Source organism: Pseudomonas sp. ADAK2 TE3594 (assembly GCF_053628675.1).
In genome coordinates this window covers 4616141-4632930 of sequence record NZ_JBRJGV010000001.1, presented here as the reverse complement: position 1 = coordinate 4632930, position 16790 = coordinate 4616141, and the positions used below count along the sequence as shown (strand labels likewise).

The 16790-nt window shown below is 58.7% G+C and carries 19 protein-coding genes; 9 read left to right on the top strand and 10 right to left on the bottom strand.

The window, feature by feature from the left end; all coding sequences use genetic code 11:
- The first annotated feature begins 21 nt into the window (after window positions 1-21).
- The 3 genes from AB7M22_RS20595 to recX all read left to right on the top strand — a co-directional run bounded on the left by AB7M22_RS20595 (window position 22) and on the right by recX (window position 2134).
- A complete protein-coding gene (locus tag AB7M22_RS20595) occupies window positions 22-522 on the top strand; it encodes a CinA family protein (RefSeq protein WP_454187626.1) in 501 nt (166 codons plus the stop codon).
- 83 nt (window positions 523-605) lie between these two features.
- Complete coding sequence (gene recA, locus AB7M22_RS20590) at window positions 606-1658, top strand: recombinase RecA (protein ID WP_007907270.1); 1053 nt, start codon at window positions 606-608, stop codon at window positions 1656-1658.
- A gap of 8 nt (window positions 1659-1666) precedes the next feature.
- Window positions 1667-2134, top strand: a complete 468-nt coding sequence (gene recX, locus AB7M22_RS20585; protein WP_454187625.1) for a recombination regulator RecX — start codon at window positions 1667-1669, stop codon at window positions 2132-2134.
- 42 nt (window positions 2135-2176) lie between these two features.
- Here the strand turns inward: recX and AB7M22_RS20580 are convergent, their stop codons facing one another.
- Window positions 2177-3295, bottom strand: coding sequence for an LOG family protein (locus AB7M22_RS20580; RefSeq protein WP_008010151.1), 1119 nt, complete (start codon window positions 3293-3295; stop codon window positions 2177-2179).
- Window positions 3296-3783: 488 nt separating this feature from the next.
- Here AB7M22_RS20580 and AB7M22_RS20575 point away from each other — a divergent pair, with 488 nt between their 5' ends.
- The gene (locus AB7M22_RS20575) at window positions 3784-3978 is read left to right on the top strand and encodes a hypothetical protein (protein WP_007907277.1); all 195 of its coding nucleotides are present in this window, start codon (window positions 3784-3786) and stop codon (window positions 3976-3978) included.
- On the opposite strand, the gene AB7M22_RS20570 is transcribed toward AB7M22_RS20575, so the two are convergent.
- The gene (locus tag AB7M22_RS20570; protein ID WP_008010148.1) at window positions 3979-4404 is read right to left on the bottom strand and encodes a PA3611 family quorum-sensing-regulated virulence factor; all 426 of its coding nucleotides are present in this window, start codon (window positions 4402-4404) and stop codon (window positions 3979-3981) included.
- Window positions 4405-4593: 189 nt separating this feature from the next.
- Here AB7M22_RS20570 and AB7M22_RS20565 point away from each other — a divergent pair, with 189 nt between their 5' ends.
- The 3 genes from AB7M22_RS20565 (at window position 4594) to AB7M22_RS20555 (ending at window position 6666) form a co-directional block, all read left to right on the top strand.
- Complete coding sequence (locus tag AB7M22_RS20565; RefSeq protein ID WP_008010147.1) at window positions 4594-5337, top strand: tRNA-uridine aminocarboxypropyltransferase; 744 nt, start codon at window positions 4594-4596, stop codon at window positions 5335-5337.
- 240 nt (window positions 5338-5577) lie between these two features.
- Window positions 5578-6228, top strand: a complete 651-nt coding sequence (erdR, locus tag AB7M22_RS20560) for a response regulator transcription factor ErdR (protein ID WP_007907284.1) — start codon at window positions 5578-5580, stop codon at window positions 6226-6228.
- A 75-nt stretch (window positions 6229-6303) separates the two neighbouring features.
- Window positions 6304-6666, top strand: a complete 363-nt coding sequence (locus AB7M22_RS20555) for a diacylglycerol kinase (RefSeq protein ID WP_019580981.1) — start codon at window positions 6304-6306, stop codon at window positions 6664-6666.
- On the opposite strand, the gene AB7M22_RS20550 is transcribed toward AB7M22_RS20555, so the two are convergent.
- A complete protein-coding gene (locus AB7M22_RS20550; RefSeq protein ID WP_007907288.1) occupies window positions 6663-7589 on the bottom strand; it encodes a LysR family transcriptional regulator in 927 nt (308 codons plus the stop codon). The genes AB7M22_RS20555 and AB7M22_RS20550 overlap by 4 nt on opposite strands.
- Window positions 7590-7710: 121 nt before the next feature.
- Between AB7M22_RS20550 and fpr the strand changes: the two genes are divergently transcribed.
- The gene (fpr, locus tag AB7M22_RS20545; protein ID WP_003443014.1) at window positions 7711-8490 is read left to right on the top strand and encodes a ferredoxin-NADP reductase; all 780 of its coding nucleotides are present in this window, start codon (window positions 7711-7713) and stop codon (window positions 8488-8490) included.
- A gap of 98 nt (window positions 8491-8588) precedes the next feature.
- On the opposite strand, the gene tsaA is transcribed toward fpr, so the two are convergent.
- The 6 genes from tsaA to rimO form a co-directional block, all read right to left on the bottom strand.
- Window positions 8589-9293, bottom strand: a complete 705-nt coding sequence (gene tsaA / locus AB7M22_RS20540; RefSeq protein ID WP_454187624.1) for a tRNA (N6-threonylcarbamoyladenosine(37)-N6)-methyltransferase TrmO — start codon at window positions 9291-9293, stop codon at window positions 8589-8591.
- Between the two features lie 185 nt (window positions 9294-9478).
- The gene (locus AB7M22_RS20535; protein ID WP_454187623.1) at window positions 9479-10249 is read right to left on the bottom strand and encodes an SDR family oxidoreductase; all 771 of its coding nucleotides are present in this window, start codon (window positions 10247-10249) and stop codon (window positions 9479-9481) included.
- Window positions 10250-10428: 179 nt separating this feature from the next.
- Window positions 10429-10899 (bottom strand): YehS family protein, encoded by a 471-nt coding sequence (locus AB7M22_RS20530; RefSeq protein ID WP_008010137.1) that lies wholly within the window; start codon window positions 10897-10899, stop codon window positions 10429-10431.
- Window positions 10900-10974: 75 nt separating this feature from the next.
- Window positions 10975-11685 carry an rRNA pseudouridine synthase gene (locus AB7M22_RS20525; protein ID WP_007907293.1) on the bottom strand — a complete coding sequence of 237 codons (711 nt, stop codon included), beginning with the start codon at window positions 11683-11685 and terminating at the stop codon, window positions 10975-10977.
- A 191-nt stretch (window positions 11686-11876) separates the two neighbouring features.
- A complete protein-coding gene (locus AB7M22_RS20520; RefSeq protein ID WP_454187622.1) occupies window positions 11877-12350 on the bottom strand; it encodes a GNAT family N-acetyltransferase in 474 nt (157 codons plus the stop codon).
- Between the two features lie 112 nt (window positions 12351-12462).
- Window positions 12463-13800, bottom strand: coding sequence for a 30S ribosomal protein S12 methylthiotransferase RimO (rimO, locus tag AB7M22_RS20515; RefSeq protein ID WP_007907296.1), 1338 nt, complete (start codon window positions 13798-13800; stop codon window positions 12463-12465).
- Window positions 13801-14089: 289 nt separating this feature from the next.
- On the opposite strand from rimO, the gene AB7M22_RS20510 reads away from it, so the two are divergent.
- Window positions 14090-15991, top strand: a complete 1902-nt coding sequence (locus AB7M22_RS20510) for a potassium transporter Kup (RefSeq protein ID WP_008010134.1) — start codon at window positions 14090-14092, stop codon at window positions 15989-15991.
- A gap of 186 nt (window positions 15992-16177) precedes the next feature.
- Here AB7M22_RS20510 and AB7M22_RS20505 read toward each other — a convergent pair whose 3' ends face one another.
- Complete coding sequence (locus AB7M22_RS20505; RefSeq protein WP_454187621.1) at window positions 16178-16504, bottom strand: DUF3077 domain-containing protein; 327 nt, start codon at window positions 16502-16504, stop codon at window positions 16178-16180.
- Window positions 16505-16790: the final 286 nt, after the last annotated feature.

Below are 16790 nucleotides of genomic sequence, written 5' to 3'. Positions count from 1 at the left end.
CCGCTCGATCAGGAGAGAGCCGTGAAAGATATCACTCAGCTGGCCGCTGAACTTGGCAGACGCTTGCAGGTTCTCAATGCCCACGTCACCACCGCCGAGTCCTGTACCGGTGGCGGGATTGCCGAGGCGATCACCCGTATTCCGGGGAGTTCGGCGTGGTTCGAGGCCGGTTATGTCACCTACTCCAACCGCCAGAAAACCCAGCAACTGGATGTCCCGGCCGAGTTGTTTCCAACCGTCGGGGCGGTCAGTCGCGAGGTGGTCGAGGCCATGGTCCGCGGCGCGCAGGAAAAAAGCCGGGCGCGTTTTGCCGTGGCGGTCAGCGGTGTAGCCGGGCCGGATGGTGGTTCGCCGAGCAAGCCCGTGGGCACGGTGTGGCTGGCTTGGGGCATCGGCGAGCAGGTGTTCAGCGAGGTGCAGTACTTTCCCGGTAACCGTGACGAGGTCCGCCGACAAACGGTGAAGGCCGCGCTAGAGGGGCTGCTGCGCCATGCCGCTGGAGAAATCTCAAATCAGGGGTAGGCGATCCTGAAACGCTGTGGAATAATACTGGCTACTTATACAGGTGTTGGCCGTCAGGCCTTATTGATTACGTGAGGACTTTAATGGACGACAACAAGAAGAAAGCCTTGGCTGCGGCCCTGGGTCAGATCGAACGTCAATTCGGCAAGGGTGCCGTAATGCGTATGGGCGATCAGGACCGTCAGGCGATCCCGGCTATTTCCACTGGCTCTCTGGGTCTGGACATCGCGCTCGGCATTGGCGGTCTGCCAAAAGGCCGTATCGTTGAAATCTACGGTCCTGAATCCTCCGGTAAAACCACGCTGACACTGTCGGTCATCGCCCAGGCTCAAAAAGCCGGCGCGACCTGCGCATTCGTCGATGCCGAACACGCCCTCGATCCTGAGTACGCCGGCAAATTGGGCGTTAACGTCGACGACCTGCTGGTTTCCCAGCCGGACACCGGCGAGCAGGCCCTGGAAATCACCGACATGCTGGTGCGTTCCAACGCGGTAGACGTGATCATCGTCGACTCCGTGGCCGCTCTGGTGCCAAAGGCTGAAATCGAAGGCGAAATGGGCGACATGCACGTGGGCCTGCAAGCCCGTCTGATGTCCCAGGCGCTGCGTAAAATCACCGGTAACATCAAGAACGCCAACTGCCTGGTGATCTTCATCAACCAGATCCGCATGAAAATCGGCGTGATGTTCGGCAGCCCGGAAACCACTACTGGTGGTAACGCGCTGAAGTTCTACGCATCGGTTCGTCTGGACATCCGCCGTACTGGCGCGGTGAAAGAAGGTGATGAAGTCGTCGGTAGCGAAACCCGCGTCAAGGTTGTGAAGAACAAGGTGGCTTCGCCGTTCCGTCAGGCTGAGTTCCAGATTCTTTACGGCAAGGGCATCTACCTCAACGGTGAGATGATCGACCTGGGCGTGCTGCACGGTTTCGTTGAGAAGTCCGGCGCCTGGTATGCCTACGAAGGCACCAAGATCGGTCAGGGCAAGGCTAACTCGGCCAAGTTCCTGGCAGACAATCCGGAAATCGCCGCCAAGCTCGAGAAGCAACTGCGTGACAAGTTGCTGACTCCAGCGCCGGACGTTAAAGCATCGCCAGTCAAAGAGACTGCTGATGACCTGGCTGACGCTGATATCTGATTGATCCGATGACCGCCGTACTCGATACACTCGTCGCGGTGCGGCGAGCCGCAATGGACCTGCTCGCGCGACGCGAGCACGGTCGAGTCGAGCTGACGCGTAAACTGCGTCAGCGCGGCGCCCTCCCTGAAATGATCGACACAGCACTCGACCGTTTGACGGAAGAGGGCCTGTTGTCCGAATCCCGTTACCTCGAAAGCTTCGTTTCCTACCGTGCCCGTTCCGGTTATGGCCCTTTGCGAATTCGTGAAGAGTTGAGCCAGCGCGGTCTGCAACGTACCGATATCGAACTCGCCTTGCGCGAGAGCGGTATCAACTGGCAGGAACAGCTGGAAGACACCTGGCGGCGAAAATTCTCCGGGCACTTACCGATAGACGCCCGGGAACGTGCCAAACAGGGCAGGTTCCTGAGTTATCGGGGATATTCCATGGAAATGATCAGCCGCTTGTTCAGCGGCCGAGGGATGGACGATTGAATGAACGGCTCGCTATTTCGATAGCGGGCCGTTTTTTTTGCCTCACGTTACCTTGGACGGTTCCCGTGTGCGTTGTTGCGCCTGGGGTTTGGACTGGGCCCAGTTTTCCGGCAGGTTGATGTAGTCCACTAGCTCCCGCAGACGGCCATGATCACGGGCGTTGAAGGTGAAGGCCAGTCGCGCCAGATGGCTGAACTGTGCTTCGTCGTGCTCCTCACCGCTGTAGGCGTGCTGATGGAAATGGTCGCTCAGGCACAGGTCGGCGAATGCCTCCTGCATGTGTTCGAGCGCCCGGTCGCTGAGTTTGTGGTTCATGCGAATCACGAACTGATGCTTGAGCCAGCGGCTGGAGTGGAAGTTGCTGTAGAACTGATTGATCTGCTCCACTGCCTCTTCGGCACTGTAGACCAGACTCAACAGCTTCATGTCGGTTGGCAGGATGTAGCGATTTTCCTCCAGTTGCTGATGAATGAAGTCCAGCGCGCCTTGCCAGAACTTGCCGCCCGGCGCATCCAGTAGCACCACAGGCACCAGCGGGCTTTTACCGGTCTGGATCAGGGTCAGCACTTCCAGCGCTTCATCCAGCGTACCGAAACCGCCTGGGCACAGGACCAGCGCATCGGCCTCCTTGACGAAGAACAGCTTGCGGGTAAAGAAAAAGTGGAAGGGCAGTAGATTCCCGGTGCCATTGACCGTGGGATTGGCATGTTGCTCGAAGGGCAGGGTGATGTTGAATCCCAGGCTGTGTTCCAGGCCGGCGCCTTCGTGGGCCGCCGCCATGATGCCGCCGCCGGCACCGGTGATGACCATCATGTCCGAGCGCGCCAGAGCGGCGCCAAGTTCTCGGGCCAAACCATACAACGGGTGTTCTATCGGCGTGCGGGCCGAGCCGAAAACAGTGACTTTGCGTCGTCCCTTGAACTGCTCCATCACACGGAAGGCATGTTCGAGTTCGCGCAAGGCTTGCAGGGTGATCTTGGCATTCCAGCGGTTGTGATCTTCCTGGGCCATGCGCAGCACAGTCAGGATCATGTCGCGGTAAATCGGGATGTTGGGGCTGTTGGGTGAAACCAGGTTGAGTTGTTCTTCGACCTTGCTGGTGAGGTCGTGGCCGCTTTCTTGAAAATGACGGCTCAGGAGGTCATTCGGTTGGTAAGGCATTCAACTTCTCCTTCTGCACAGAACCCTTGGCCCGACAAAACAATCGTCGGCGCCGCGACACTCCTTGTGTCGCTGTCTGCCCAAGCCCTTGCCTGGGCGCTCCACCTGACTCGGTTGCAATCGAGCCATCCATACGGGCTCTGCTTATCCCTTGAATGAAAGAAACGTTCGCACAATAAGACACGCAATGGGCAGCCCCTTTTCTGCCCTGAAAAAAAACAACGTGAACACTTTGAATTTAGACCCTCGCAACGATTTTTGCTGCTCGATCATTGCGCCGCAAAGTCTTTCCTGGCAACCGCTTATTGACGATTTGCAAGGTGCTTTCACCGCTCGTCTGAACGCAAGCCATATGTCCTGCGCTCTGATTTACTAAGTTACAGGCGTGACACGACAACTTTGCGTCAATGGCAGGACGCAACGTTCAAGCAATTCAGGGATTTTCGCGCGATAAACGATGATCGATGCGTGCAGGGAGGCGGGAAACCATGCCCAGAGTCACTCTGGAGATCGATGCGCAACTGTATCGATTGCTGAAATTATCAGCCGAGACCAATCATTTGAGTCTCGAAGAGGAGTGCTGCCGACGTCTGGAGGGCGGGGAGCGACGTTCGCGCTATTTGCAGGCGTTGTTGGCAGAATTGCGCGCCGAGGATGAACAGCGGCGCGCCAATTCCCGTTGATTACTTTTTCTTGGCCGGTGTGGCTTTCGGGCAATCCGATTCCTGGAAGCTTGCGGAGCCGACCGGGCGATTGGTTTTCACTTCGGTGAAGTCGTAACGCATGATCGCGCCCTTGGCCATCAGCTTGCGGAACCCGTCGTTTCGGCAGACGGAGGCGCCAAGCTGGAAGTACACGGCTTTCGGATCGGCGCGCATCTTGTCGGCGTGGCTGCTTTGAACACTCAGATGGTTGATCAGTTGATTGCCTTCGACGGTATAACCCTGATCCTGAATGTCTTCGTTGATCGCCCGTGGAGTGCCGACACTGCTTTGTACGGCGACGTTTCGCAGCTCTCTGTTGAGATTCTGCTCACTCAAGGACGCAGCCTGAGCGTTGAAGGACGACGCCAGCAGAATGGCAGCGGTGGGAACGATAAGGCGCAGCATGAAACTCTCCTGGTTCAGTGACTGGTGGTTCGACCAGCCACGTGGCTGTGCGTTCAGTGGCGGCGAATTATAGGGGAGCCCGCCTGGACGGTACAGGCTTGCGCTGGCCGCTCTGGTAAACTGCTGGCCTTTATTGCCTTGCCGAGTGCCGTTTGTGTCGAGTTTTCCTGTCTGCCGGTGTTGCTCACGATGAACCACGCCCCCAACGCCGTAGCCCGCTTGCGTGATCAGCGAGAGGAAGAGGGCATCAAGCCGATTCAGGCCCGTGGCTGGCGAGCAACCCGTTGCCGTGCCTGCCGTGTGATCGAGAGTCACTGCCTATGCGCCTGGCGCCCGCAGGTCGACACCCGTAGCGGCGTGTGCCTGATCATGACCAATAAAGAAGTGTTCAAACCGAGCAATACCGGTTGGCTGATTGCCGATGTGGTGCGCGACAACCATGCATTCATCTGGTCGCGCACGGAAGTCGATGAACAACTTCTGGCGTTGTTGGCCGACCCGCAATGGCAGCCGTATCTGGTGTTTCCTGGCGAATACGTCGAGCCCGAGCGAGTTACCCACAGCGTCGAGGTCGATAGCACCAAGCGCCCACTGTTTATTCTGCTGGACGCCACCTGGACTGAGGCCCGGAAGATTTTCCGTAAAAGCCCCTATTTTGATGCGTTCCCGATTCTGAGCCTGCTTCCTGAGAAACTTTCACGGTACCGATTGCGCAGGTCCACTCGCAGTGAGCACCTGTGCACGGCCGAAGTGGCGGCGCTGTGTCTCGATCTTGCCGGTGATACAGACGCTGCCTCGGCGCTGGACGCTTATTTTGATGTGTTCAGCCAGCATTACCTGGACGCTAAACATCAGCTGGATATGAATGTTGCAACACCGGCCCACGCCGAGCTGATGCCCTTTGTGCAGCACGCGGCGCCCGTCGTTTGCTGAGAGTCGCCCATACTGCAAAAGAACCAGGCTTGCTGGCAGGGCCACGCAACTTGACCACCCCGGCTTCGCTGGGCATGCTTGGCGCCGATTAGGGCGCGGCCAAGGTTTGAAACGCTGCTTTTTTTACGTAATTGGCGTTGAACGTGCCCTGTTGGTGCCGCTGCGTGGCTGCACCTCGAGTTGTTTTGGCGAGGCCTGAATGCATCAGGCGTCCCATAAAAAAACAGGATCATTTGAAAAATGGCCACATACGAAATCCTGATTGCCGATGACCATCCTCTTTTTCGTAGCGCCCTGCATCAAGCGTTGACCCTGGGCCTGGGCCCGGATGTCCGTCTGGTGGAAGTGGCGAGCATTGCCGAGCTGGAAACCCGTCTGGACGAAAAGGCCGACTGGGATCTGGTATTGCTGGACCTGAACATGCCGGGGGCTTACGGTTTTTCCGGGCTGGTGCTGTTGCGTGGGCAGTACCCGCAGATTCCGGTAGTGATGGTCTCGGCTCAGGAAGAAGCGTCGATCATGGTGAAATCCCGTGAGTTCGGCGCCAGCGGTTTCATTCCCAAGTCCAGTGATTTGAGCGTCATTCAGAAAGCCGTACGCGCGGTGCTCGATGGCGACGTTTTCTGGCCGCCCCAGGCCTTCGAAGCGGTCAGCGTTTCCGCCGAAGCCAAGGCCGCCAGCGAAGGCCTTGCCAGCCTGACACCCCAGCAGTTCCGGGTATTGACCATGGTCTGTGAAGGTTTGCTGAACAAGCAGATTGCTTACGAGTTGAGCGTTTCCGAAGCGACGATCAAGGCCCACGTCACGGCCATTTTCCGTAAGCTTAATGTGCGGACCCGGACTCAGGCAGCGCTGCTCTTGCAACAACTTGAGTCAATTTCGAGCAACTAAGGCGCTACGTGTTCACGCTTTTTTGACTTTGCTTAATCTAGTTTCCCCATTCCTTTTTGGTCAGTTGCCTACTCTATGTCACCTTTCAAAGGCCAGACCGGCCTAAAACGCATCCTCAACGCCTCCGGCTATTCCCTTGACGGCCTGCGCGCGGCCTTCACTGGCGAGGCGGCCTTCCGGCAACTGGTGTTGCTCAATGCCATCCTGATTCCGCTGTCGTTCTTCCTGAATGTCAGCCGTGTCGAGCAGGCGCTGCTGATTGCAGTCTGCCTGTTGGCGTTGATCGTCGAATTGCTCAACTCGGCGGTGGAAGCGGCCATCGACCGCATTTCCCTTGAGTTGCACCCTCTGTCCAAGAATGCCAAGGACATGGGCAGCGCTGCTCAACTCGTGGCGTTGAGCATGATCGCGCTGGTGTGGGCGGTGATTCTGCTTTAAGCGATGGTGGGCAGGACGATCTCGTCGCTGCGCTGAACCCCGGCGGTGAACGCGCGGCACAGTTCGAGGAATTCGCGCATCGCCGATGTCTGGTATTTCTGTTTGTGCCAGATGAAATAGAACTGCCGCGCCAGATCCAGATCCGGTGTTTCCACTGGCACCAGGCTGCCGCGGCGGAACGCATCGCGCAGCGCCAGGCGCGAAATGCAACCAATCCCCAAACCTGATTCCACCGCGCGCTTGATCGCTTCGGTGTGTTCCAGCTCCAGGCGAATGTTCAGCGCGCTGCGATGGTGTCGCATGGCCTGGTCGAACGTCAGCCGTGTCCCCGAGCCTTGCTCGCGGAGAATCCACGCCTCATGACTCAGCTCCTCCATGGTCGCGATGCCACGTTTGGCCAGCGGATGTTGGGGCGCACAGAACACCACCAGTTCATCTTCGACCCAACTCTGCACTTCGATGTCCGGATGGCTGCAGTCGCCTTCGATTAGACCCAGGTCAATTTCATAATGCGCGACCTGTTGCACGATGTTGGCGGTGTTCTGCACATGCAGCTTCACCTGGCTTTCCGGATGGCGCTGCATGAAGCTGCCGATCAGCAGGGTGGCGAGGTAATTGCCGATGGTCAGGGTCGCGCCGACCGCCAGGGAGCCGAAACCTGACTTGCCGTTGAGCAAGTCTTCGATCTCCTTGGCCTGATCGAGCAGCGCCACCGCTTGCGGCAACAGTTGTTTGCCGAGGGCGTTGAGGCTCAGCCGTTTGCCGGCGCGATCGAACAGCTGGCAGCTGCACTGACGCTCTAGCTCGGTGATCGAGGTGCTCGCCGCCGATTGCGAAAGGTTGAGCGTCAGGGCAGCACGGGATACGCTTTCCTGCTGGGCGACGGCGACGAATACTTGAAGTTGACGGAGAGTAAATCGCATATCGATATAACCGATAACCCTTATCTTAATAATCCATTTAACAGATATTGTCGCTGCCATTAGAATGCGATGCAATTGCGCACATCATCGGCGCAGGCAAATCTCCAGGAGTCCCACGTACATGAGCAACATGAACCACGAGCGTGTCCTCAGTGTTCACCACTGGAACGACACTCTGTTCAGCTTCAAGTGCACCCGCGATCCGGGCCTGCGCTTCGAGAACGGTCAGTTCGTGATGATCGGCCTGCAACAGCCCAATGGCCGCCCGCTTATGCGCGCTTACTCGATTGCCAGCCCGAACTGGGAAGAGCATCTCGAGTTCTTCAGCATCAAGGTGCCTGATGGCCCGCTGACTTCCCAGCTGCAGCATCTGAAGGAAGGCGACGAGATCATCATCAGCAAAAAGCCTACCGGCACCCTGGTGCTGGATGACTTGAAGCCTGGCAAACATTTGTACCTGCTCAGCACCGGTACCGGTCTGGCGCCATTCATGAGCGTCATCCAGGACCCGGAAACCTACGAGCGTTTCGAAAAAGTGATCCTGTGCCACGGCGTGCGTTACGTCAATGAAGTCGCTTACCGCGAGTTCATCACCGAGCACTTGCCGCAGAACGAGTTCTTCGGCGAGGCGCTGCGTGACAAGTTGATCTACTACCCGACCGTGACCCGCGAGCCATTCGAGAACGAAGGCCGCCTGACCGACCTGATGCGCAGCGGCAAGCTGTTCAGCGACATCGGTCTGCCACCGATCAACCCGCAGGACGACCGCGCCATGCTGTGCGGCAGCCCGAGCATGCTCGACGAGACCAGCGAAGTGTTGAACAGCTTCGGCCTGAAAGTGTCGCCGCGGATGCGCGAGCCGGGTGATTACCTGATCGAGCGTGCGTTCGTCGAGAAGTAAGCCGTTGTTTGGGTGACGCAGAGCGTCACTGGATGCATTCCCACGCGGAGCGTGGGAACGATCAGCCCCCATTGCCTGTGCAGGCAATGGGGGCTTTTTTATGCCGGATTGGAGACGGGAATGACTTCGAGGACGCGGATCAGGTCAGGCGTGGGGTAATGCCAGCGCACATCCACATCCCAGAACTGCGCGCCGTATTCCCTTTCTGGCGTAGGAATCTGGTACGCCGGGCGTGGGTCTTGTGCCAGGCATTGTTCGATCAGCTCGACCAAGGGCTCATCAAGCCGCTGAGCGTGGCTGTGAGCCTGTTGCAGTGCTGAGTCTGTCCACTGCACGGGAATCAGCGATGGCGGGGCGCTGGCGATGCTGTTGGACGCCGTATCGATGATGTCTGCATAAGGCACATAGGGTTTGATGTCGAGCACCGGCGTGCCGTCCAGCAAATCGATGCCGGAGATCCACAGCCGATTGGCTTCGATTTTGTCCAGTTTGACCACCGATTGACCGATGCCATTGGGTCGATGCGTCGCCCGAGTGGCAAATACGCCCATGGATTTGTTGCCACCCAGGCGGGGAGGGCGGACTTTCAGGCGTGGCTTTTCTTCCAGGGCCTGATGGAACAGGAACAGCAGCCAGACATGGCTGACCTGTTCCAGCCCCTGCACCGCATCACCCTGATCGAACGGCGCCACCAACTCCAGCACGCCTCGAGCGGCCGGGGCCAGTTGCGGTTGGCGCGGAATGGCGAACTTCTCCTTGAAGCAGGAGCGCACGAAACCGATGGGGGAAACGCTGTAGGTCATGGTTTGGGGTCGAGGCGGAGTTGAGGCGGGCATGATAACCCGACGGGCCTCAAGTCTGGTGGTGGCAGAGCCGGCCTCATCGCGGGCAAGCCACGCTCCCACAGGGTTCTCGAGTGAACACAAGTTTTGTGTACGGCATAAAACCTGTGGGAGCGTGGCTTGCCCGCGATAGCCGCACCGCCGATCTAGAGACTGAACCCACCATCCAAAGGAATAATATTCCCAGTCATATACGCCCCGGCCGTACTCGCCAGACTGATCGCCAACGCCGCCATCTCTTCCTCCCGCCCCCAGCGCTTCATCGGAATCAGCGCCGTGTCCTCCGCCAGCGCCTGCTCATCATTGCCAATGTGCTGCGTCATCTTGCTCGGAAAACGACCCGGTGCGATCACATTAACGTTGATGTGCTGACTCACCAATTCCCGCGCCAGAATCCGCGACAGTTGATGTAGGGCAGCCTTGCTTGGGCCGTAGGCATACGCCTGTTCGCCGAAGGACGAAATCCCGGCGACCGAACCAATGTTGATGATCCGTGCCGGATTCGCCGCCGAACCGGCCTTGCGCAGCAGCGGCAGAAACTGTTGGATGCAGTTGAACACCGAGGTCACGTTGAGCTGCATGACCTTTTCCCAGCCCTTGACCGGGTAACTCTCCAGCGGCGCGCCCCAGGTGGTGCCGGCGTTGTTCACCAGAATATCCAGCTGACCGATCTGTTCACTCAATTGCGCAGCCAATTGCTGGACGCCTTCTTCGTGGGCCAGGTTGGCAGCTACCGCGTGACAAACCCCGAATGCACTCAGTTCGTTGGCAGTTTGCTGACAGGCGTCGGCATCACGGGCACACACGTAAACGGTGGCGCCAGCCTCGACATAAGCCTTGGCGATCATTTTACCGATACCGCGGGTGCCGCCGGTCACCAGAGCGGTGCGGCCTGCGAGAGAAAAATACGGGTGCATAGGGCGAGTCCTGAGGGCGGAGGGTCAGAACACCCTAGCCGTCAGCCGCTGGAAGCGGAGCCACTATTTTTGCGAGGAATGAGGGGCTATACAGCCCTGTAGGAGCACGGCTTGCTGGCGATGGCGTTTTGAATATCGCCTTCGCCAGCAAGCTGTGCTCCTACAGGTTCGTGGGCGATTTACTGTGGACGAACGCGCAGGGTCAGGCCCTTGAGGAAATTGCGCAGCAACTGGTCGCCGCAGGTGCGGTAGTTGGTGTGGCCGAACTTGCGGAACAGCGCGCTCAGCTCAGGCTTGGACACCGGGAACTCGGCAGCCTTGAGGATCGCGTGCATGTCGTCTTCCTTCAGCTCGAAGGCTACGCGCAGTTTTTTCAGGATGATGTTGTTGGTCACCGGCACTTCGATCGGCTGCGGCGGACGGCTTTCGTCCTTGCCGCGCTTGAAGATCACCAGGCCATCGAGGAAATGCGCCATGACCTCGTCCGGGCAGCGTACGAAGCCTTCCTCGTCTTCCTCTTTCTTGTCGAGGTACGTCAGCAGGTCTTCCATGGACACGTCCATGCCGCCGAGCTTGATGATCTCGATGACTTTCTTGTCGCTGATGTCGAGCATGTAGCGCACGCTGCGCAGTACGTCGTTATGAATCATGGTGTGCAATCCTGATATTCAGCAGTGGGCGCCGCATAAGCCGCGGCGCCGAAATGTATGGCGGCGTGAAAAGTCTTAGAACTTCTCTTTGCCGGACAGGTAGCGCCATTGTCCCAACGGCACTTTGCCGATGGACACACCGCCGATGCGGATGCGGCGGATGGCGACGACCTTCAGGCCCACGGCCTGGCAAAACAGGGCGATCACGCCCGGTTGTGGGTTCTTCATCGCAAAACGCAGGCGGTTTTCGTTCTGCCAGCTGGCTTTGACCGGCGGCAGTTCCTTGCCCTTGTAGGTCAGGCCGTGGTTCAGGCGGTTGAGGCCGTGAGCCACCATGTCGCCTTCAACTTCCACCACGTATTCCTGCTCGATTTTGGCGGAGTCGGCAGTGAGTTTGCGCAGGATCTTCCAGTCCTGGGTGAACACCAGCAGACCGCTGGCATTGGCCTGCAGATCGGTACTGGCGGTCAGGCGCAGGAAGTGGCCCTTGAGCGGGCGTTTGCCGTAGCGGTGTTCTTCGCTCAGGGTCTCGGCGCTGATGGTCGCCATGGCCGTTTCCGCGTCCATGCCCGCAGGGACGTTCAACAGAATGGTCACCGGCTCCGGCGCAGTGGCCTTGGCTTCGGGATCGAGCTCGACTTTTTGGGTGTCGACCTTGAACTGCGGCTCGTCGATGACTTCGCCGTCCACGGTGACCCAGCCGCCCTCGATGAACAGCTCAGCCTCCCGACGGGAACAGCCGACGAGTTCGATGAGGCGTTTGGAGAGACGAATCGGGTCAGTCATGACAGGGCCGTAACAAAAAAGGGGTGGGCATTGTACCTGCTGGGCGCCGGTTAATCCCGGCTCCATTTGCCGCATGTGCTTTTAATGTGGGAGCGAGCCTGCTCGCGAAAGCGTCATCAGCTTCAACATCAATGTCGATTGATAGGCCGCTTTCCCGAGCAGGCTCGCTCCCACAAGGGTTTCATGTTGTGTCAGCCATTGCGTGTCTTTTGTTGCGCCTGACGCAAACGCATGTGCAACAACGGATACGGCTGACCCATACCGTCGTGCTCGGAGCGACCGATTACCTCAAAGCCCTGTTTGAAGTAAAACCCCAAGGCCTGCGGATTCTGCTCATTGACGTCCAGCTCATCGGCGTTCAGGTGTTCCAGGGCATAGCGCAGCAATTGCTTGCCCAGGCCTTTGCCGCGATGCGCCGGGTCGATGAAGAGCATTTCGACCTTGCCCGCCGCCACGCCGGCGAACCCGGTGATGCGCTGGCGTGAGTCTTTGGTGCAGATCAGCATCACCGCGTCGAGGTAGCGGGTCAGCACCAGGTTCTTCAGCAGGTCGATGTAGCTGTCGGGCAGAAAGTCATGGGTGGCGCGCACCGAGGCTTCCCACACTTGGGTGAGTTCTTCGTAGTCGCTTTGTTTCGGCGTGTGAATGACCGAGTGTTGGCGCATGCCCGCTGGCCTCTCTTGCGTGGATGACGCGAGTTCTTTCTCTCACAAAACGATAGACGTAAAAAAGCCCCGCATCTCGTCAGGAGAGCGGGGCTTTTTATATTTTTTGCGTTTAGATCTGTTCAGCCCACAGGTCGTATTCGTCGGCGTCGGTCACTTTGCACCAGACTTTGTCGCCTGGTTTCAAGTTGCTGCCGTTGTCGATGAACACGTTGCCGTCGATTTCCGGGGCATCGAAGAAGCAGCGGCCAACCGCGCCTTGCTCGTCGACTTCATCGACCAGCACTTCGATTTCACGGCCGATGCGCATTTGCAGGCGCGCCGAGCTGATGGCCTGCTGGTGCGCCATGAAGCGGTCCCAACGGTCTTGCTTGACGTCGTCCGGCACAATGGCCGCGTCCAGCAGGTTGGCTGGTGCGCCTTCGACCGGCGAGTACTGGAAGCAGCCAACGCGGTCCAGCTGGGCTTCGGTCAGCCAGTTCAGCAGGTACTGGAAGTCTTCTTCGGTTTCGCCAGGGAAGCCGACGATGAAGGTCGAACGGATGATCAGGTCCGGGCAGATCTCGCGCCAGTTCTTGATCCGCGCCAGGGTCTTGTCTTCGAAGGCCGGGCGTTTCATGGCTTTCAGGACTTTCGGGCTGGCGTGCTGGAACGGGATGTCCAGGTACGGCAGGATTTTCCCGGCGGCCATCAGCGGGATCAGCTCGTCGACGTGCGGGTACGGGTAAACGTAGTGCAGACGCACCCAGACACCGAGGGTGCTGAGGGCTTCGCAGAGTTCGGTCATGCGGGTTTTCACCGGCGCGCCGTTCCAGAAGCCGGTGCGGTATTTCACATCGACGCCGTAGGCGCTGGTGTCTTGCGAGATCACCAACAGCTCTTTGACGCCGGCCTTGACCAGGCGCTGAGCCTCGTCCAGTACATCACCGACCGGACGGCTGACCAGTTTGCCGCGCATCGAGGGGATGATGCAGAAGCTGCAGCTGTGGTTGCAGCCTTCGGAAATCTTCAGGTAGGCGTAGTGGCGCGGGGTCAGCTTGATGCCTTGCGGCGGCACCAGGTCGATCAGCGGGTTGTGATCCTGGCGCGGAGGCACGGCGTCGTGCACGGCGTTGACCACCTGCTCGTACTGCTGCGGACCGGTCACGGCCAATACGCTTGGGTGCACCTTGCGAATATTGCCTTCTTCGACGCCCATGCAGCCGGTCACGATGACCTTGCCGTTTTCCTTGATGGCTTCGCCGATCACTTCCAGGGACTCAGCCTTGGCCGAGTCGATGAAGCCGCAGGTGTTGACCACCACGACGTCGGCGTCCTCGTAAGTGGACACAACGTCATAGCCTTCCATGCGCAGCTGGGTAAGGATGCGCTCGGAGTCGACCAGTGCTTTCGGGCAACCCAGGGATACGAAGCCAACCTTTGGATTGGCCGGCGCAGGAGTGGTGGACATGTCTAACCTCGGTATTTGGGACGCCTCCAGCCGAAGACGGCAAGGCGACTGACGGGCGCTATGTTGCGCCTCTGGTCAAAAAGTGCGCAATTCTAGCGATGAGAGGCGCACTTGACCAGCTTTATGCAGGGAAATACGACGAGTGCTGCGCTATGCTTCGCGCCGTTACGCTTTACCGATTTTCTATAGTCAATAAAACGTCTGTAACAATACGTAAAACAGCGCATGCTGCACCACAAAGCATAGTGCTTCCTATAAGAAGTCCGAGTCTGAGTAGTAGGAGTTTTGGATGGGGCAGGCAAGTAGTCAGGTGGCAGGCGCCGAGCATTCGGCGGCGAAGCCGATCGGTATGCTGGTCGCGGCGGTTGGGGTGGTTTATGGCGATATCGGCACCAGCCCGCTGTACACCCTCAAAGAAGTGTTTTCCGGTGGCTATGGCGTGCCGGTCAACCATGACGGCGTGCTGGGCATTCTGGCGCTGATCTTCTGGTCGCTGATCTGGGTCGTCTCGATCAAATACATGATGTTCGTGCTGCGTGCCGACAACCAGGGTGAGGGCGGAATCATGGCCTTGACCGCCCTGGCCCGACGAGCAGCGGCCGGCCATCCAAAATTGCGCACGTTGCTGGTGGTCTGCGGGCTGATCGGTGCGGCGCTGTTCTATGGCGACAGCATGATCACGCCGGCGATTTCCGTTCTCTCGGCGATTGAAGGCCTTGGGCTGGCATTTGAAGGCATCGACCATTGGGTAGTGCCGCTGTCGTTGATCGTGCTGGTGGCGTTGTTCCTGATTCAGCGTCACGGTACGGCGCGGATCGGCATTCTGTTCGGGCCGATCATGGTCACCTGGTTTCTGGTGCTGGGCGCGCTGGGCGTGTATGGCATCAATCAGCATCCAGAAGTGTTGCAGGCGATGAATCCGGTGTGGGGCGTACGTTTCTTCATGGTCCACCCGGGCATGGGGATCGCGATTCTTGGCGCGGTGGTGCTGGCATTGACCGGTGCCGAGGCGTTGTACGCCGACATGGGCCACTTCGGTCGCAAGCCGATTGCCCGGGCCTGGTTCATTCTGGTGCTGCCGGCCCTGGTGCTGAACTACTTTGGTCAGGGCGCGTTGCTGCTTGGTGATCCGGAAGCCGCCCGTAACCCGTTCTACTTGTTGGCACCGAGCTGGGCGCTGATTCCGTTGGTGGGGTTGTCGACCCTGGCCACGGTAATCGCCTCTCAGGCGGTGATTTCCGGTGCGTTCTCCCTGACCCGTCAGGCGATCCAACTCGGCTACATCCCGCGGATGCACATCCAGCACACGTCCAGTGCCGAGCAAGGCCAGATCTATATCGGCGCGGTGAACTGGGCGCTGATGGTCGGCGTGATCCTCCTGGTGCTGGGCTTCGAGTCCTCCGGCGCGTTGGCTTCGGCCTACGGCGTGGCGGTGACTGGCACGATGCTGATGACCACTATCCTGGTGTCGGCGGTGATGCTGCTGCTGTGGAAGTGGCCACCGATCCTCGCGGTTCCGGTGTTGCTGGGTTTCCTGTTGGTGGATGGTCTGTACTTCGCCGCCAACGTGCCGAAAATCATTCAGGGCGGGGCGTTCCCGGTGATTGCCGGTATCGCGCTGTTCGTGTTGATGACCACCTGGAAACGCGGCAAGCAACTGCTGGTGGATCGACTGGACGAAGGCGGGTTGCCGCTGCCGATCTTCATCAGCAGTATCCGCGTGCAACCGCCGCATCGGGTCCAGGGCACGGCTGTGTTCCTTACCGCTCGCCCGGACGCCGTGCCTCACGCGCTGTTGCACAACCTGCTGCATAACCAGGTGCTGCACGAGCAAGTCGTGTTGCTGACAGTGGTGTACGAAGACATCCCGCGCGTCCCGCCGCAACGGCGTTTCGACGTCGATTCCTACGGCGAAGGGTTCTTCCGGGTGATCCTGCACTTCGGTTTCACCGACGAGCCGGACGTGCCCGAGGCCTTGAAACTGTGCCATCTGGATGACCTGAATTTCAGCCCGATGCGCACCACTTACTTCCTTAGCCGCGAGACGGTTATTGCCTCCAAACTCGAAGGCATGGCCCGCTGGCGCGAGGCGTTGTTCGCCTTCATGTTGAAGAACGCCAACGGCAATCTGCGGTTCTTCAATTTACCGCTGAACCGGGTGATTGAGCTGGGTACGCAAGTCGAGATGTAAGCCACAACGAAAAGCCCCCGTTGCCATGAAGGTAGCGGGGGCTTTTTTGTGTCTGGCACTTGATCCGAACCTACGAAAATCCCTGTGGGAGCGGGCTTGCCCGCGATAGCTGTATGTCTGTCACATCAATGCCGGATCTGCCACCGTCATCGCGGGCAAGCCCGCTCCCACAGGGGATTTGAGCCTTTACTGGCTTTCAGGCAACTCTTCTTCAGATTCAGTCTTTGTCCGGGCAGGTCGCGGTGTCAGCACCTTCACCACATCATCAATCACCGCCTTACTCATTGCCGTCAGGTAATGCGCGGTCCAGGCATGGCGGTCGGTGTCTTTTATGTAGGCTGCATCCTCGGTAAATGATTTGGCGAGGAACAGCAGGTCGGAGGCTTGTGACAAGGCATCAACGATGGGGACGCCGGCGCGGACGTTGAACAACGCCTGATCGGAGCAGTAGATGAGCGGGGTGAGGCCGATGGTTTTTAGTTCTGAAATCGCGGACGTATCTGTTTTCGTCATTGTGTTACTCCAAGGTTCGAGGAGCCGACACTTTCGTTTCCAAGCGAATAGGTGGCGGCTGTACGCAGGTTGGAAAACCGGGAACCAAGGAACCGGCACGCCCAAAGGCGTCCCACGCACAGCCGCCATAGCTCAGGATTGCAGGCGTAAAAACGTCTGCAGTCATGATAGGGCGCTGGTGCGCTTTGGTTCGACGGGTTTCCAAGCCCGATCGCTGAATGGTCAGCGACGTCCGGAGAGTATCCCGTCGAAGAAAAACGCAACAAGGCGGCAAAGTGCCCAAACG

What these genes read in the sequence shown, in the direction of transcription:
- recA (WP_007907270.1), top strand. Translation starts at nt 606, where the DNA reads ATGGACGACAACAAGAAGAAAGCCTTGGCTGCGGCCCTGGGTCAGATC.
- recX (WP_454187625.1), top strand. Translation starts at nt 1,667, where the DNA reads ATGACCGCCGTACTCGATACACTCGTCGCGGTGCGGCGAGCCGCAATG.
- AB7M22_RS20580 (WP_008010151.1), bottom strand. Translation starts at nt 3,295, where the DNA reads ATGCCTTACCAACCGAATGACCTCCTGAGCCGTCATTTTCAAGAAAGC.
- AB7M22_RS20575 (WP_007907277.1), top strand. Translation starts at nt 3,784, where the DNA reads ATGCCCAGAGTCACTCTGGAGATCGATGCGCAACTGTATCGATTGCTG.
- AB7M22_RS20570 (WP_008010148.1), bottom strand. Translation starts at nt 4,404, where the DNA reads ATGCTGCGCCTTATCGTTCCCACCGCTGCCATTCTGCTGGCGTCGTCC.
- AB7M22_RS20565 (WP_008010147.1), top strand. Translation starts at nt 4,594, where the DNA reads ATGAACCACGCCCCCAACGCCGTAGCCCGCTTGCGTGATCAGCGAGAG.
- erdR (WP_007907284.1), top strand. Translation starts at nt 5,578, where the DNA reads ATGGCCACATACGAAATCCTGATTGCCGATGACCATCCTCTTTTTCGT.
- AB7M22_RS20555 (WP_019580981.1), top strand. Translation starts at nt 6,304, where the DNA reads ATGTCACCTTTCAAAGGCCAGACCGGCCTAAAACGCATCCTCAACGCC.
- AB7M22_RS20550 (WP_007907288.1), bottom strand. Translation starts at nt 7,589, where the DNA reads ATGCGATTTACTCTCCGTCAACTTCAAGTATTCGTCGCCGTCGCCCAG.
- fpr (WP_003443014.1), top strand. Translation starts at nt 7,711, where the DNA reads ATGAGCAACATGAACCACGAGCGTGTCCTCAGTGTTCACCACTGGAAC.
- tsaA (WP_454187624.1), bottom strand. Translation starts at nt 9,293, where the DNA reads ATGACCTACAGCGTTTCCCCCATCGGTTTCGTGCGCTCCTGCTTCAAG.
- AB7M22_RS20535 (WP_454187623.1), bottom strand. Translation starts at nt 10,249, where the DNA reads ATGCACCCGTATTTTTCTCTCGCAGGCCGCACCGCTCTGGTGACCGGC.
- AB7M22_RS20530 (WP_008010137.1), bottom strand. Translation starts at nt 10,899, where the DNA reads ATGATTCATAACGACGTACTGCGCAGCGTGCGCTACATGCTCGACATC.
- AB7M22_RS20525 (WP_007907293.1), bottom strand. Translation starts at nt 11,685, where the DNA reads ATGACTGACCCGATTCGTCTCTCCAAACGCCTCATCGAACTCGTCGGC.
- AB7M22_RS20520 (WP_454187622.1), bottom strand. Translation starts at nt 12,350, where the DNA reads ATGCGCCAACACTCGGTCATTCACACGCCGAAACAAAGCGACTACGAA.
- rimO (WP_007907296.1), bottom strand. Translation starts at nt 13,800, where the DNA reads ATGTCCACCACTCCTGCGCCGGCCAATCCAAAGGTTGGCTTCGTATCC.
- AB7M22_RS20510 (WP_008010134.1), top strand. Translation starts at nt 14,090, where the DNA reads ATGGGGCAGGCAAGTAGTCAGGTGGCAGGCGCCGAGCATTCGGCGGCG.
- AB7M22_RS20505 (WP_454187621.1), bottom strand. Translation starts at nt 16,504, where the DNA reads ATGACGAAAACAGATACGTCCGCGATTTCAGAACTAAAAACCATCGGC.